The sequence below is a fragment of the Streptomyces davaonensis JCM 4913 genome, assembly GCF_000349325.1.
In the GTDB taxonomy this organism is placed as follows: domain Bacteria; phylum Actinomycetota; class Actinomycetes; order Streptomycetales; family Streptomycetaceae; genus Streptomyces; species Streptomyces davaonensis.
Genome location: NC_020504.1, coordinates 3,579,659 through 3,594,986, shown reverse-complemented (window position 1 = coordinate 3,594,986; position 15,328 = coordinate 3,579,659). Strand labels below are relative to the sequence as shown.

The window sequence follows — 15,328 nt, the reverse complement described above, 5'->3', positions numbered from 1 at the left end:
TGTGCGGTCGTTCCCTCTCCTCGTACGGACTCGGCAGTGTGACACGTACGGATGTGTGGACGGCATGTCAACGGCCGGAAGAGAGGGAACGTCCCCGAACGGGATTTCGGACCGCGCCGCCTACCTCTCCCGGCGCCGGTCCACCGCGCTCGCCAGGTCGGCGACCGTGCGGGTGGTGAACACCTCACGCAGGCCGATGGAGATCTCGAAGCGGTCCCGGATCCTGGCGATCAGCCGGGTCGCGGCCAGTGAGTGTCCGCCGAGGTCGAAGAAGTTGTCCTGAATCCCCACCCGGGGGACGTCCAGGACCTCGCACCACAGGGTGGCGAGCTGCTGTTCGGTGGCGGTGCGCGGGGCGACGTAGCCGTTCGCCGGGCCGGTGTGCCGTGGCGCGGGCAGGCGGCGGCGGTCGACCTTGCCGTTGGCGCTGAGCGGCCAGCTGTCCAGGAGCAGGACGTGCTCGGGGACCATGTGCGCGGGCAGCCGTTCGCGCAGCCAGCCCCGCAGCCGGTCCGGGAGGGAGGCGGCTGCCGGGTCGGCGGCCGTGCGGTCCACCCGGCCGCCGACCAGCGCGTGCGCCAGGACATGCCGCTCGCCCAGCGCGAACTCCGGCTTCAGCGGCTCGAAGTCGAGCTCCCCGATCGGGCACAGTCCTACGTCCGTCCCCGCCGCCCAGTCCATCAGCAGCTGCCCCATGTACCCGGCCTCCAGCAGGCACAGGTCGCGGGCGAGCGTGCCGTACATCGGCTCGATGGCGTCCAGGTCCGCCACCAGGAACAGGGTGAAACCCGCCGCGTCCACGAGCGCCCGGTTGTGCCTCGCGTGCACCTCGGCGCCGACCCGCGTGCCCTCGGCCAGCGGCACCAGGGCGTTCTGGCCGGGGTCGACGTAGTACGCGCCCGGCGCAAGACCCGCCACGGACTTCACCTGCACATACGCCTGGACGGGATACAGACCTCCCGCAGACGGATAGCGGCACTTGGCCAGACCGTCCACCTCGTCCTGCTCCAACAGGCCCAGACAGGCGGAGAGTTCGGGGAGGGTGACCGGCTCGGGCAGGAACGCCCGGTCGCTGCGCCGCCGGGACGGCTCGGCGGGCACCCGGGGGAGCGGGAGGCGCTGCCGTCCGGGCTCCCGGCGCAGTCCGTGGCGGGCCAGCTTGAACTCGGCGCGGGCCAGCGGGTCGAGCAGTGTGATCCCGGTGCGGCGGTCGGCCTCGAAGGCGGCGGCATCCGTCGATTCGTTCGGGATGACGTAGGCGACCAGACCGTCATGGCCGGGACGGTCGGCGTGGGCCGTGGCGGTGACGACGGCCGAGGTGACGTCGGGGTGGGCGAGCAGCGCCGCCTCGATCTCGCCGGGTTCGATGCGCTGGCCGCGGATCTGGACCTGGAAGTCGGCCCGGCCCATGAACTCCAGGGTGCCCTCCGGCCGCCACCGCCCCAGATCCCCGGTGCGGTACATCCGCTCGCCGGTCTCCGGGTGCCGTACGAAGGCCGCCTCCGTGCGGTCGGGGTCGCGCCAGTAGCCGTCGGCCAGGCAGACCCCGGAGACGTACATCTCGCCGGTCACCCAGTCCGGGCAGTCCCGCAGCCGGTCGTCGAGGACGCGGTAGCGGACGTTGGCGAGGGGCGTGCCGTACGGGATGCTCCGCCAGTCCGGGTCGATCCCGGCGATCGGGTACCAGATGCTCCACACCGTGGTCTCGGTCGGACCGCCGATGGAGACCACCTCGACGCCGGGCACGAGGTCCTTCAGCCGGCCCGGCACGGGCAGTGGGATCCAGTCGCCGCCGAGGAACGCCAGCCGGAGCGAGTCGGGGCGGGCACCGCTCTCCAGGAGCATCTCCATCATCGCCGGGACCGAGATCCACACCGTGACGCCGTTCCGGGCGATCAGTTCCGCCCAGTGCGCCGGGTCACGGCGGTCGGCGGCGGCCGGGACGACCATGGCGCCGCCCGCGCCGAGCATTCCGAACAGGTCGAAGGCGGACAGGTCGTGGTGGAGGGCGGTCACCGCGAGGCAGCGGTCGGCCTCGGTGATCCGGTGGGTGTCGAGGGTGTCCAGCAGACAGTTGACCAGCGCCCGATGGGTGATCCGCACGCCCTTCGGCTCGCCCGTGGAGCCCGAGGTGAACAGCGTGCACACGACGTCGTCGGGGCTGCCGGGCGCCGGGAGCGGGGTCTCGGTGTCGGCGGGCAGCGGCTGGTCCAGGCACAGCCGCAGCAGCCCGTCCGGCCAGTCCAGGGTCAGCTGGGACTGGGTGAGCACCAGACCCACCTCGCCCCGCTCCAGCAACTGCCGGATCCGCCGTACGGGCAGGTCGGGGTCGATCGGCAGATAGGCGGCCCCCGAGAACAGCACGGCGTAGGCCGCGACGGCCTGTTCCCAGCCCTTCTCCATCACGACGGCGACCAGATGCCCCGGCCGTGCGCCGTGCGCCCGAAGCCAGCGGGCCACCTGACGGGAGGCGTCGGCGAGTGCGGCGTACGACAGGGTCAGGTCCGGGGCGATCACGGCGGGCGCGTCCGGACGCAGCGCGACCTGCCGCTCGAAGAGCTGCTGCACCTGGAGATCCGGTACGGAACGCTCGGGGCCCGTGTCCGGGTGGCGCTGCTCCGGCAGGGGGAGCGGCGCGGTGCCGGACCAGGTGTCCTCGGCGGTGGCGAGCCGGTGCAGCAGGGCCGTCTGGGCGTCGAACATGGCGTCGACCAGCCCGGCGGGAAACAGTTCGTCCACCGAGTCCCAGTTCAGCAGCAGCGCTCCCGACCGTTCGTGGGCCTGGCAGTCCAGGGTGACCTGCGGGGTCTGGGAGATGGTGAACACCGGGGTGAGCAGCTGCTCCAGCGCGGTCGGGGTCTCGGCGGCGAAGGCGAGGTTGCTCGTCATCACCACCGGCATCAGGGCCCGGTCGTAGCCGCCCTGGAGGCGCATCAGCTCGCGCAGCACCTCCACTCCGCTGACGGCCGAGTGCCGCAGATCGGACCGGAGTCGGCGCTGCACCGCTTGAGCCCGCTCCAGGAAGGTCCCGGCGCCGCGGTGGTCGACCTCCAGCAGGGTGAAGGAGGCGAATTGGCCGAGCACCTCGTCGTACGAGGGATCCCGCACCGGACGGGTCAGCCGCGGCACGTTGAGTGTGAAGTGGCGGCTGTTGCTCCAGGTGGCCAGCGTCTCCGCGTACACCGCGAGCAGCAGCCCGCTCGGGGTCAGCCCGGCCCGTGCCGCCCGCGCCTTCAGGCTCCGCCAGGTCGCGGCGGACAGGACGGTCTCCCGGCGGGTGAACCGAGGTGCGTCCACCGTCGCGGAGCGGGTGGGCAGCTGGGGTGCCGGGGGCAGTTCGGGCAGGCGGCTCCACCAGTAGTCGTGGGCGCGCCGGTACTCGGGGGTCCCGGTCCGCTCCGCCTCGGCGCGCACATGGTCGCGGAAGGAGCGGGCGGGGGCGGGCGGTTGGGCCTCCGGTTCGCCGTAGAAGCGGGACAGGTCGTCGAAGAGCAGCCGGCCGGAGGAGAAGTCGGCGATCAGCGAGTCGATGCTGAGATGGACGCGCAGTCCGTCGTCCAGCCGGCTGGCGGTCACCTCGAACAGCGGCCACCGGTCGGCGGGCCGCACCTCGTGCGACAGCCGCTCCCGGACCGCCGCCAGCTCCGCCTCGGCCGCCCCCTTCTCCAGACCGCGCAGATCGGTCACCCGGATCTCGTACGGCGGCACCTCGGGCAGGATCCGCTGCTCGTTGCTGTCCGGCAGCATCACCGCCCGCAGCATCTCGTGCCGGTCGATCACCCGCCGCCAGGCCCGCTCGAAGCGGTTCAGGTCGAGTTCGGGGGCGTCGAACTCGACGTACACATGCGTGGAGACGTTCCCGAGTTCGAAGGCGCCGGTGCGGCCGAGGCAGTACGCCTGCTGGGTGTCGGTCTGCGGGAAGGGGGCGTACGGGTCGTCCTCGGCGAGCGGCGCGGTTCCGGGCCCGGACCTCGGCTGGTCCCCGAGTGCCGCCGCCAGCGCCGCGACGGTCGGGGCGTCGTGGAGCAGGTCCTCGGCGACGGACACCCCGAGATCCCGCTCGATGCGCCCCGCGAGCCGCAGCATGGCCAGGGAGTCCAGGCCGAGGTCGAGGAGAGGCTCCTCGCGTCCGGGGCGTCGTGCCCCCGGGACGAGCGAGGCGACCAGGCCGGTCAGATACGTCTCCACCTCGCCCACCTCGGGTACGGCCGTCCACTCGGCGACGACGCCGAGGGACCCGGCGACGAGGGCCGCGCGGGTCCCCCGGCGCCGGATCTTGCCGCTGGAGGTCTTCGGCACGGTCGACGGCCGGACCAGGACGAGCCGGTGCAGCCGTACGTCGAACTCCGCGGTGATCGCCCGGCCGACCTCCCGCGCGACCTCGGCCACCGGCGGCGGCTCCACCCCGCGCCGCACCTCGGCCACCACGACCAGCCGTTCCGTGCCGTCGCCCGGGTCCACCGCGACGGCCGCTGTGGCATGGGGCCGCAGCGCCGGATGGGCGCTCTCCGCGCACCGCTCGATGTCCTGTGGGTACAGATTGCGGCCGCGCACGATGATGAGGTCCTTGCTGCGGCCGGTGATGAACAGCTCGCCGTCGCGCAGGAACCCGAGGTCCCCGGTGCGCAGAAAGGGGCCCTCGCCGCTCGCTGTGCGCGCGCCGAAGACCGTCGCGCTCTCCTCGGGCCGGTTCCAGTACCCGCGCGCGACGCTCGGCCCGCCGACCCAGACCTCCCCGACCTGTCCGGGCCCGCTCGGCGTCCCGTCGGCCGGATCGACGACGAGCAGCCGCTGTCCGTCCACGGAGCTCCCGCAGCCGACCACCGTCCGCCGCTGCCCCGCCCCGCCCGGCTCGACCCGGTGCGCCTCCAGCGCGGCAGCGTCCAACGTGAGCGCCGACGAGGCGGTGAGCCGGTCGCCGCAGGACACCATCAGCGTGGCCTCGGCGAGACCGTAGCTGGGGCGCAGGGCGGACCGGCGCATGCCCCAGGGGGCGAAGTGCTCGGCGAACCGGTCGAGACAGGCGGCCGGCACCGGCTCCGCGCCGACGATGACCGTGTCCAGGGTGCTCAGATCGAGCGGCTCGTGCGTGCCGGGGTCGACGCGCTCCACGCACAGGTCCAGGGCGAACGGCGGTACGGCGGACACCGTGGCGGCGTGGTCGGAGATCGCGCGCAGCCACTGCGCGGGGTCCAGGACGAAGGTGCCCGGTGCCATCAGCACCCCGGGGAAGCCGCCGAAGAGCGGCTGGAGGATGCCGCCGATGAGCCCCATGTCGTGGAACGGCGGCAGCCAGCTGACCAGCCGGGACTCCTCCCCGGCCCGGGTGCGCCGCTGGATCTGGGCGGAGTTGTGCAGCAGGTTGCCGTGCGTGACCATCACGCCCTTCGGGACGGCGGTGCTGCCCGAGGTGTACTGGAGGAAGGCGAGGCTGTCGCCGTCCGCGCCCGGGTCCGTCCAGGACTCCGGATCGGCGGTCAGGTCGCCGGTCGACAGCCAGGCCATTTCCGCCAGTTCCGGCAGCCGCTTGCGGACGGCGGCCAGGGCCCGGTCACCGGTGAGCGCGGCAGCGGGCTGCGCGTCCGCGGCGATGGCCCTGAGCCGGGCCGCGTTGCGGGCGTGCGGGGGAGGGGACGGTACGGCGACGGTCCCGGCGTACAGACAGCCGAGGAACGCGCTCACGTACTCGGCGCCCGGCGGGTAGAGGATCAGCACCCGGTCACCGGGCGAGCACGTGGCCCGTAAGGTCGCGGCCACCCGGCGGGCCTGGCGGTCCAACTGCGCGTAGGTGAGGGCGTTCTCCGCTCTGCCGTGGCTGTCGAGGAAGACGTAGGCCTGGCGTTCGGGCTGCTGCGCCGCGCGGGTGCGCAGCAGGTCGACGAGGCTGCGGGAGAGGGTGCTCAGGGGTGTGTTCATGCTGTTCCTCCGGTTGATTCCGTGGCGGCTTTCCTCGTGCCGGTCGTGCTCGTGAGGGCGGGCTTGTCCGCGCGCACCCACCGGGTCGGCACCCAAGGGCCGCTCCACCACATGCGGTGGCCCACATCGGCGCGGGTGACGTTCCGGGCGCCGGCGGCGAGCAGGAGGTCGCGGTACTGGGCGGTGTGGAAGATGTCGACGATGAGCAGTCGGCCGCCCGGTCGCAGCACCCGGTATGCCTCGCCCACCGCCTCCGCACGGCCCCGCGCGTCGGTGATGTTGTGCAGGGCCATGCTGGAGACCACCAGGTCGAACCGGTCGTCCTCCAGGGGCAGTTCCCGCATGTCGGCGGTGACCAGGTCGATCCGCTCGGCGACCCGCTCCCGGCCGGCGTTGTCCAGCGTGGTCTCCGCGCGGTTCCCGGACTGGTCGACCGAGCGCCACAGATCGACGCCGGTGACCCGGCCCCGGGGCACCCTCCGGGCGACCGCGGTCAGCACCGCTCCCCGCCCGCATCCGAGGTCCAGCACCTGCTCGTCGCCGCGCAGCCGGAGACCGTCCAGCAGCTCCTCCCAGACCAGGAACTTGCCCCGCACACTGGAGTGCAGGAACAGCCCGGCCGGGGCGGCCGTCACCGCCGGGATCCGCAGCAGCCGACGGGGCGCGCCGGCCGCCACCGCGAGCAGCGGCAGCAGCACCGAGGCGCCGAGCCCGATCATCCAGCCGGGCCCGTCGACGCCGTACCGGCCCTCGCGGGCTACCACGCCAACTCCCGCGCCACGAAGGACAGAACCGCCTCGGCGGAGGTGAACACGAAGAAATGGTCGCCGTCGAAGACCCGGACCGTGACATCGGTACCGAGGTCCCGCCAGTTCTCGACCTCGTCCGGTGCGGCGGCGGGGTCGTCGGCACCGGCCAGGGCGAGCAGCGGGACACCGGGGCGCAGGGCGTCCAGGGCCCGGTAGGTCTCGGCGGCCTCGAAGTCGGCGCGCAGCTGAGGCAGGAAGAGGGCGAGCCACTCCTCGTCGGCGAGCAACTCCGGTGGTACGCCGCCGAGTCGGCGCAGGCCCGCCACGAACTCCTCGTCCGGCAGCCGGTGCATCACCGGAGTGCGGCGCGGCACGTGCGGCGGCACACTGCCGGAGACCACCAGCGCGGCAGGCGGCCGGTCCGACTCCTGGAGGGCGAGGGCGAGTTCATAGGCCAGCAGCGCTCCCATGCTGTGGCCGAACAGGACGTACGGCAGCCCTTCGGCCCGTCGGGTGAGGGGGCCTTCGAGCCGCTCGGCGAGCTGTACCACCGATCGCTCGGCGGGCTCGGTCACCCGGATCTCCCGGCCGGGCAACTGGACGGGGACGACCTCGGTGCCGGGGCCGAGCAGGCTCTGCCAGGGCCGGAAGACCGAGCCGCCGGCGCCGCCGTGGGGGACGCAGAAGAGCCGGACCTGGGGACTGGGGGCACCCGGCAGGGCGCGGGGGAACCACGGTTGTTCTGTTGTGACACTCACAGGCAGGCACAGGCTTTCGCTTCAACGGTGACGGGACACGTCACACGCAAGGGACGGATGAGGGTGTGAGGGCGTGCGCGGGGGCGCGGGATCACGCCTTGCGCCGCCGGTGGTCCAGATAGAGGGCGAGGGCGCCGAGGGCGAGCGCCGCGTGCGGTCCTGACCGGCCGCCCTGGGACCGGGTCGGCACGACCTCGCTGAACTGCACGCGCAGAGCGCGGTCGGCGATGTCGTCGTTCAGGGCCCGGAGTTGTTCGGAGGCCCCGGCCTGGGTGAGCGTGGCCTCCAGCAGCCGCCGGGCCGACGCCTGCGGAGAGCCGGCCTCGCGCACCATGTGCAGGACGATCCGGGGGACCTCGCGCTGGAAGACGTCGACCAGCGCGAGCTCGGGCGCCAGACAGCGCACCGAGCCCTCCAGGTTGGCGAAGGACTTGCCGAGCAGGGAGACCGCGGGACAGGAGGCGATGCCCCTGCGGGTGGACTTCTCCAGCACGCTGGTGAGCGTGATGCCGAAGTTCAGCTCCTCCAGGGAGGCCGTCGCGACCTTCGGCACCAGCGCCGCCATGTCCTGGGAGAACCCGGGGATGTCCGACCACGGTGTGGTGCGGCCCATCTCCACCCAGGCCTTGGCCAGGCCGTGCCCGTCGTTCTGGGCGACGGCCATCAGCACCAGCAGCAGCCGCATGCTGGTCCGCTGGTCGATCCGGCCGATCATGCCCCAGTCGATCAGCGTGGCCTCGCCGTCGCCGGTGACGAAGACGTTCCCGGCGTGCGGATCGGCGTGATAGACGCGCTCGATGAAGTAGCTGCGGTACATGAACGCGATCAGTTCACGGCTGACGGCGAGCCGGTCGCGGTCGCGCAAGGCGGCGGGGTCCGCCTTGCGCACCGAGACCCCGGGGGCCATGGACTGCACCAGGACGCCCTCGGTGGCGGCGAGGACGCTCGGCACGGACAGCCGCTCGAAGCCGCGCAGGGCCTCGCGCGCCCGGTCCATGTTGGCCGCCTCCTTGGTGAAGTCCAGTTCGGGTTCCATGGCGTCGAAGACGCCCCCGAGCATCGCCTCCACGTCGACGACCGCGCTGAACCGCGGCGCGGCCCGCGCGATCAGCCGCGCTGCCTTGCGCAGCAGTGCCATGTCGGTCAGGACCGTGTCCCGGATCCCGGGCCGCTGCACCTTGATCACCCCGGGCCGGCCGTCGGCCAGGGTGACTTGGTGCACCTGCGCCAGGGAGGCCGCGCCCAGCGGACGCTCGACGTCGATGTCGTCGAAATGCCGCTTCCAGTCAGGACCGAGGTTCCGCTCCAGCACCGGCTCCAGCTCGGAGAACGGCTGGACGTCCACCTCGTCGTGCAGGTTCTGGAGCTCCTCGATCATGATCGGGGAGACCATGTCCGGCCGGGTGGAGAGCATTTGGCCGATCTTCACGTAGAAGGGGCCGAGGCTCTCCAGGGCGCCGCGCACGGCCCGGGCCCGCCGCCGCTCCCTGTCGTCCGGGGCGTCGGACGGCGGGGCCGACCTGGTCTCGCCGACGACCTGCCGCAGTACGGCGGCCACCGTCCGCAGCCGGCTGCCCGTGCGCGGAGCCATGAGCAGGGGTCCTTTCGGCCCGGGTCAGGCCTTCTTGCCCGCCGCGCTCCTGGTGACCGCTCCGACGGCGCCACCGACGGCTCCGGCGGCGCCGAGCAGTGGCTCGACCGCCTTCAGGGCCTCCGTCAACAGGCCGACCACCTCGGTCAGTTGCTGGAGCTGCTGGGGCAGCGCGGCCAGTTGCTGCGCCATGTCACCGGCGGCGGCGAGGGGAGCGCCGACGGCCGCGAGCGGGGCACCGACGGCCCCGACCGTGGCCCCGGCCCCGACTCCCGCACCCGCTCCGGAGAGCAGCGCGAGGGCCGCGAGGTTCTTGTTCTTGCTCTTGTTCTTCTTCTTGTCGTCGTCCTGGAGCAGGGACATGGTCGCGAGCGTGCGGAGCGTGTCCGCGGGCATGGCCGCTAACGCGCCCGCCGGCAGCCCGAAGGGCAGATCGTCGTCATCGTCGCGGTCGAGGAGGTCGTCCCAGGCCTTCTTCCAGTCGTCGGCGACGTCACCGTAGAAGTCCTTGATCGTGTCGATGGTGCCCATACGGATCCTTCCTGGCGCTGTTGCGCTGAATGGGGGGAAATAGGGTCCGAAGCGCTGAAAAATTTAGCAACAGATATGGAAAGAGAGAAGTAATAGAATTTTGCACCAGTTGCCGATGTTTGCCGTATCTGTTTCGAGTTCTGAGCGATCGACCAGGGCATATGCCCGAGGGAAGGCGGAGGCATCTGGTCCCGGTTGGCCGTTTCCGCTGTCCCGGCTTCAGCCGTGAGGGTGAAATGTAGGGTGGTGAAGATGTGCGGACGGTACGCGTCGAGTCGTAGGCCCGAGGACCTGGCCGGGATCTTCGAGATCGAGAAGTGGGAGCCGGAGGAGACCCTGGAGCCCGACTACAACGTCGCGCCCACCAAAGAGGTCTACGCGGTCCTGGACCGCCCCCTGAAGGACACCGACGACAAGCGGCCGGTCCGTCAGCTGCGCAGGCTCAAGTGGGGACTTGTCCCGTCCTGGTCCAAGACGCCCGAGGGCGGCGCCCGGATGATCAACGCCCGCGCGGAGACCGTCCACGAGAAGCCGTCCTACCGCCGCGCCTTCACCACCCGCCGCTGCATCCTGCCCGCCGACGGCTACTACGAGTGGGTCACCGGCGTCGCCGAGCGCGACCTGGAAGTCGAGGGCAAGAAGAAGCGCCCCCGCAAGCAGCCGTACTTCGTGCTCCCCGCCGACGGCTCCGTCTTCGCGATGGCCGGGCTGTACGAGTTCTGGCGGGACAAGACCCTGCCCGACGACCATCCGCAGGCGTGGTGGGTGACCTGTTCCGTGATCACCACCGAGGCGGAGACCACCCCGCTCGCCGTGTCCCCCGCCGACGGTCCGCGCGCCCTCGCCGACATCCACCCCCGGATGCCGCTGATGCTCACCCCGGACCGCTGGGACTCCTGGCTCGACCCCGCCCGCACCGACCCCGACGACCTCCGCGAGCTGCTCGCCCCGCCGCCCGCCGGACTGATGCGCGCCTACCCGGTGACCACCGCCGTCAGCAACGTCCGCAACAACGGCCCGGAGCTGCTGAAGGAGCTGGAGGGGCCCGAGGAGGGCACACTCTTCTGATGTGACCGAGCCTGATGTGACCGAGCCTGAAGTGACCGAGTCTGATGTGACGAGCGAGTCTGTTGTGAGCACCGAGACCATCAGCACGGACGCGGGAGACGCCCGCATCACCTGGCACCCGGCCGCCGGCAAGGCCCGCCTCGTGCTGGCCGTCAGCCACGGCGCGGGCGGCGGCATCGAGGCACGCGACCTGAAGGCGCTCGCCCAGGTCCTGCCCGACCACGGTGTGACCGTCGCCCTCGTCGAGCAGCCCTGGCGGGTGGCCGGCAAGAAGGTCGCCCCCGCCCCGAAGACGCTGGACGTCGGCTGGCGGGGCGTATGGCCCGCGCTGACCGAGCCCGGCCTGCCGGTGATCTCCGGCGGCCGCAGCGCCGGTGCCCGCGTCGCCTGCCGTACCGCCACCGAACTCGGCGCCCGCGCCGTCCTCGCCCTCAGCTTCCCGCTGCACCCGCCGGGCAGGCCCGAGAAGTCCCGCGCGCAGGAGCTGCTCGGCGCCGGGGTGCCCACTCTCGTGGTCCAGGGCGGCAACGACCCCTTCGGAAAGCCCGAGGAGTTCCCGGACGGCTCCTACGAACTCGTCGAGGTCCCGCACGGCGACCACGGCTTCGCCGTCCCCAAGCGCGCCGACATCACCCAGGAGCAGGCGTCGGACCTGATCACCGCCGCCGTTGTGAAGTGGACCACGTCACTGAGGTAAAGCTTCGGGAATGTTGTGCCCCGGATCCCTGTTGAGGCGGACAGAGGCGCTGGCCACCAGCACCGACGTCGTAGGAGAGGAAGTCCGCCGCATGGGTTCGACCTTCTGCCCGGCCCGCAGCAGCCGCACCGAGCTGGACTGGACGGTGCTGCACGCGGCCAAGACCGCTCCTATTCGAGCGGCGGGCGGACCGGAGGTTCGTCTATCCTCCGATTCTGGCGACACCGGCTTCGGTGCTGCCCGGAATCTTGAGGAGGTGGGTCCGGTCACCGGTACCGACGCAGGGACCGACAACGGCCAGGCGGAGCTGCCCGAGGGCCAGGGCACCGGCACGTCCGCGGAGACGACTGCCGAGCGCAGCGCGCGCTTCGAGCGGGACGCGCTGGAGTTCCTCGACCAGATGTACTCGGCCGCCCTGCGCATGACGCGCAACCCGGCCGACGCCGAGGACCTGGTGCAGGAGACGTACGCCAAGGCGTACGCGTCCTTCCACCAGTTCCGCGAGGGCACCAACCTGAAGGCCTGGCTGTACCGGATCCTCACCAACACCTTCATCAACTCGTACCGCAAGAAGCAGCGTGAACCCCAGCGCTCCGCGGCCGAGGAGATCGAGGACTGGCAGCTCGCGCGTGCCGAGTCGCACATGTCGACGGGTCTGCGCTCCGCCGAGTCGCAGGCGCTCGACCACCTGCCCGACTCGGACGTGAAGGAAGCCCTCCAGGCGATCCCCGAGGAATTCCGCATCGCCGTCTATCTCGCGGACGTCGAGGGCTTTGCGTACAAGGAGATCGCGGACATCATGGGGACACCCATCGGTACGGTGATGTCCCGGCTGCACCGGGGCCGCCGTCAACTGCGCGGCATGCTGGAGGACTACGCCCGTGAGCGCGGGCTGGTCCCGGCGGGCGCCGGAGAGTCGAACGAAGCGAAAGGCTCGGGCTCATGAGCTGCGGAGAGCCGCACGAGACGGACTGCGGTGAGGTCCTGGACCACCTGTACGAGTTCCTCGACAGTGAGATGCCGGAGATCGACCGCGACAAGTTCAAGCAGCACTTCCAGGAGTGCTCGCCGTGCCTGGAGAAGTACGGCCTCGAAGAGGCCGTGAAGAAGCTGGTCAAGCGGTGCTGCGGACATGACGACGTGCCGACGGACCTGCGCTCGAAGGTCCTGGGGCGGCTCGACCTGATCCGCTCGGGGCAGGCCGTCCCCGAGCACGACGTCACGGTCACCCCGCAGGAGTCCTGAACTCCCGCCCCGGGAACGACCGGTCGTCACTCGAACGTGCTAATCGGCGGGTGATAAGCCCGCACCCCTCCCCCTGGCCGACCTAGGCTGCCGAAGCCCGGACAGGCATGGTCGGCGGTCAGGGGAGGGGCACATGGAGGGCATTCCCGCGCGGGCGCGCGTTTACGTGGCCTGCGTCGCCCTGGGCGCCCTGCTCTGTGTGCAGCCACTGCCGGCCACCCGTACGCCCTGGTGGGCCCTCGCCCTCCTGGCCGCGCTGTACGCCGGCTGCGAGCAGATCGCCCGCCGGCGCTTCGCCGGCACCTTCCACCCGGTCCTGCTGGCCGGTGCCTTCCTGCTGGCCCCGCCCGCCGCGGCCCTCGTCGCGGTACCCGGCGCCCTGCTCTCCCAGGGCGCGCCGCTGCGACGGGCCTGGCGGGCCGCGCAACTCGCGCTCGCCGTCTGGGCCGCCGCCCGGGTGCACTGGTCCCTGGACGGCCGGGACGCGGTCGTCGCCTCGGACTTCCCCTACGCCCTGCTGCCCGCCGGGGCCGCGGTCCTGACGTTCTGCCTGGTGCTCACCGTCCTCGACGGCGGCATCCTCGCCCTCGCCGAGCGCGTACCCGTCCGCCGGGCCTGGCGCGGGCTGTTCGCGCGCTCCCTCGCCCCGACCGCCGTGCACGGCCTCGCCGGGCTGATGATGGCCGTCCTGTGGCGCAGCCCGTACGGCCCGGTCGCGGCGTTGCTCGTGCTGCTGCCGATGGGCGTCTCCTGGTGGGTGTTCGCGCAGTACCACCGGGAGCGGGCGGCCCATCAGGCGACCATCCGGGCACTGGTGCAGGCCGTCGACATCAAGGACGGCTACACCCGCGGACACAGCGAGCGCGTCGGACATGCCTCGATGATGATCGCCCGCGAACTGGGCATGGACACCGAGCGGGTGGAGGTGCTGCGGTTCGCCGGGATCCTGCACGACGTCGGCAAACTCGGCGTGCCCACCCGGCTGTTGCGCAAGGACGGGCCGCTCACCCCCGAGGAACGGCGGATCATCGAGCTGCACCCGGAGTACGGCCACGAGATGGTGCGGGGCATCTCCTTCCTCGGCGAGGCCAGGGCCGCCGTACTGCATCACCATGAGCGGCTGGACGGGAGCGGGTATCCGTACGGGCTCGTGGGCGGGCAGATTCCGGAGTCGGCGCGGGTCGTCGCGGTCGCGGACGCCTTCGACGCGATGACGTCCACCCGGTCCTACCGGCGGGCACGGCCCGTCGACGTGGCGCTGGAGGAGCTGCGACGGTGCGCGGGGACACAGTTCGATCCGCGGATGGTGACGGCGCTGGTCCGGGTGATCCAGCGGTCCGGGTGGTCCCCCGAGGTCACCGCGGGCGAGGGGCGCGTCCCGGCGCCCGGCGCCCCCGTCGCCGGCCGCCCGGGAGCCCGTCGATGAGCGGCTCCCGCCCCAGCTGGATCCTGGTCCTGATCCATGGCTCGGCCGCCCTGCTGGCCGCCGTCTCTCTGCTCGGCACCCTGTGGAACGGCCTGGAGGAACGTCCCGTCGCGCTCGCCTTCGGACTGCTGATCACCGTCGGTGAACTCACCCGGTGGACCGGAGCCCAGGTCCGCGAGCCCGCCCCGCTCGCGGCGGCGGGCGCCCTGGCCTACGCGCTGCTCGGCGAGGACGCGGGCCACCCCACCCACCACGGCGTCTTCCAGGTCGTCACCATCGTCCTCACCGCCACCCTCCTCGGCGGCGTCCCGCACATCGCCCGCGGACGCAGCCCCGAGCCCGACCAGCCGGCCCGCCGGGTGCTCATCGTCGGCTTCGCCGCCGTCTGCTTCCAACCCCTCTACAACCGGGGCGTGTTCGACGAGTGGAGCGGCGCCGCCTACGCCCTGCTGATCGTCGCGCTGCTCACCCTCACCGCCCTGTGCGACGCGGTGCTCGCCGCCGCGCTGGCGCACGCCAGGACGGACTGGCCCTTCGGACCGCTGCTCCGGGACGAGCTGCGGGGCCTGCTCGGGATCGGCTCGGCCGTCTGCGCGACCGGCGCGGTGATGGCGCTCGCGGTGGCCGTCGTCGGCCTGTGGGCGCTGCCCGTGTTCTGTGTGCCCCTGCTCCTCACCCAGCTCTCCTTCCGCCGCTACGCCGCCGTCCGAGCCACCTACCGGCAGACCATCGCCTCCCTCGCCCGCGCCACCGAGGTCGCCGGGTACACCCCGGCCGGGCACGCCCGCCGGGTCGCCGCGCTGAGCGTCGCCGTCGGCCGGGACCTCGGTCTGTCCGGGGCCGAGCTGACCGTGCTGGAGTACGCCGCCCTGATGCACGACATCGGCCAGCTCAGCCTGGTCGACCCGGTCCCGGCCGGGGCGACCGCCGACCTGCCCGCCGCCGAGCAGCGCCGGATCGCCCTGCTCGGCGGCGCCGTCGTCCGGCAGACCGGGGTCGACGGCTCGGTCGCAGTGGTGGTGGAGCGGCAGGCCGACCCGTGCCGGGAACAGCCACTGGCCGCGCGGATCGTGCGGGCGGTGAACGCCTACGAGGAGAAGGCGCAGGGAGCGGGTCCGGGAGGCCCGCTGAAGGCGCTGGAGGAGCTGAGACTGGGCACCGCGGGGGAGTACGCGCCGGAGGTTGTCGAGGCCCTGGCGCGAGTGCTGTCAAGAGACTGTCTGACCTTGGGTCGGGTGGGGTAACCCATGGGTAATGAGCGCCTCTCCAGCGGTCCGTGGTTGGATGCGAAGGGAGAGGGTCTCCAGGAGGCTGTCCGGGGGCACAGCCGGCCCACTCCACGGAACT

General features: G+C 72.3%; 11 protein-coding genes. 6 read left to right on the top strand and 5 right to left on the bottom strand.

Features of this window, described 5'->3' with window-relative positions; all coding sequences use genetic code 11:
* Positions 1 to 120: 120 nt before the first annotated feature.
* The 5 genes from BN159_RS15500 to BN159_RS15480 all read right to left on the bottom strand — a co-directional run bounded on the left by BN159_RS15500 (position 121) and on the right by BN159_RS15480 (position 9,545).
* Positions 121 to 5,916 carry a non-ribosomal peptide synthetase gene (locus BN159_RS15500; RefSeq protein WP_015657927.1) on the bottom strand — a complete coding sequence of 1,932 codons (5,796 nt, stop codon included), beginning with the start codon at positions 5,914 to 5,916 and terminating at the stop codon, positions 121 to 123.
* Positions 5,913 to 6,680 (bottom strand): class I SAM-dependent methyltransferase, encoded by a 768-nt coding sequence (locus BN159_RS15495; protein ID WP_015657926.1) that lies wholly within the window; start codon positions 6,678 to 6,680, stop codon positions 5,913 to 5,915. The genes BN159_RS15500 and BN159_RS15495 overlap by 4 nt, the downstream gene beginning before the upstream one ends.
* Positions 6,674 to 7,423 carry a thioesterase II family protein gene (locus BN159_RS15490; protein WP_015657925.1) on the bottom strand — a complete coding sequence of 250 codons (750 nt, stop codon included), beginning with the start codon at positions 7,421 to 7,423 and terminating at the stop codon, positions 6,674 to 6,676. The genes BN159_RS15495 and BN159_RS15490 overlap by 7 nt, the downstream gene beginning before the upstream one ends.
* Positions 7,424 to 7,514: 91 nt before the next feature.
* The gene (locus tag BN159_RS15485; RefSeq protein WP_015657924.1) at positions 7,515 to 9,014 is read right to left on the bottom strand and encodes an ABC1 kinase family protein; all 1,500 of its coding nucleotides are present in this window, start codon (positions 9,012 to 9,014) and stop codon (positions 7,515 to 7,517) included.
* A gap of 24 nt (positions 9,015 to 9,038) precedes the next feature.
* On the bottom strand, positions 9,039 to 9,545 hold the full coding sequence (locus BN159_RS15480) for a hypothetical protein (RefSeq protein ID WP_015657923.1): 507 nt from the start codon (positions 9,543 to 9,545) through the stop codon (positions 9,039 to 9,041).
* Positions 9,546 to 9,797: 252 nt separating this feature from the next.
* On the opposite strand from BN159_RS15480, the gene BN159_RS15475 reads away from it, so the two are divergent.
* The 6 genes from BN159_RS15475 to BN159_RS15450 all read left to right on the top strand — a co-directional run bounded on the left by BN159_RS15475 (position 9,798) and on the right by BN159_RS15450 (position 15,225).
* Entirely contained in the window at positions 9,798 to 10,613 is an 816-nt protein-coding gene (locus BN159_RS15475; protein WP_015657922.1) for an SOS response-associated peptidase, read from the top strand.
* A gap of 64 nt (positions 10,614 to 10,677) precedes the next feature.
* Positions 10,678 to 11,310, top strand: coding sequence for an alpha/beta hydrolase family protein (locus BN159_RS15470; RefSeq protein ID WP_041821372.1), 633 nt, complete (start codon positions 10,678 to 10,680; stop codon positions 11,308 to 11,310).
* A 256-nt stretch (positions 11,311 to 11,566) separates the two neighbouring features.
* On the top strand, positions 11,567 to 12,256 hold the full coding sequence (sigR, locus tag BN159_RS15465; RefSeq protein WP_041819348.1) for an RNA polymerase sigma factor SigR: 690 nt from the start codon (positions 11,567 to 11,569) through the stop codon (positions 12,254 to 12,256).
* Positions 12,253 to 12,555, top strand: coding sequence for a mycothiol system anti-sigma-R factor (gene rsrA / locus BN159_RS15460; RefSeq protein ID WP_015657919.1), 303 nt, complete (start codon positions 12,253 to 12,255; stop codon positions 12,553 to 12,555). The genes sigR and rsrA overlap by 4 nt, the downstream gene beginning before the upstream one ends.
* A 133-nt stretch (positions 12,556 to 12,688) precedes the next feature.
* Positions 12,689 to 13,981, top strand: coding sequence for an HD-GYP domain-containing protein (locus BN159_RS15455; protein WP_015657918.1), 1,293 nt, complete (start codon positions 12,689 to 12,691; stop codon positions 13,979 to 13,981).
* On the top strand, positions 13,978 to 15,225 hold the full coding sequence (locus tag BN159_RS15450) for an HD-GYP domain-containing protein (protein WP_015657917.1): 1,248 nt from the start codon (positions 13,978 to 13,980) through the stop codon (positions 15,223 to 15,225). The genes BN159_RS15455 and BN159_RS15450 overlap by 4 nt, the downstream gene beginning before the upstream one ends.
* Positions 15,226 to 15,328: the final 103 nt, after the last annotated feature.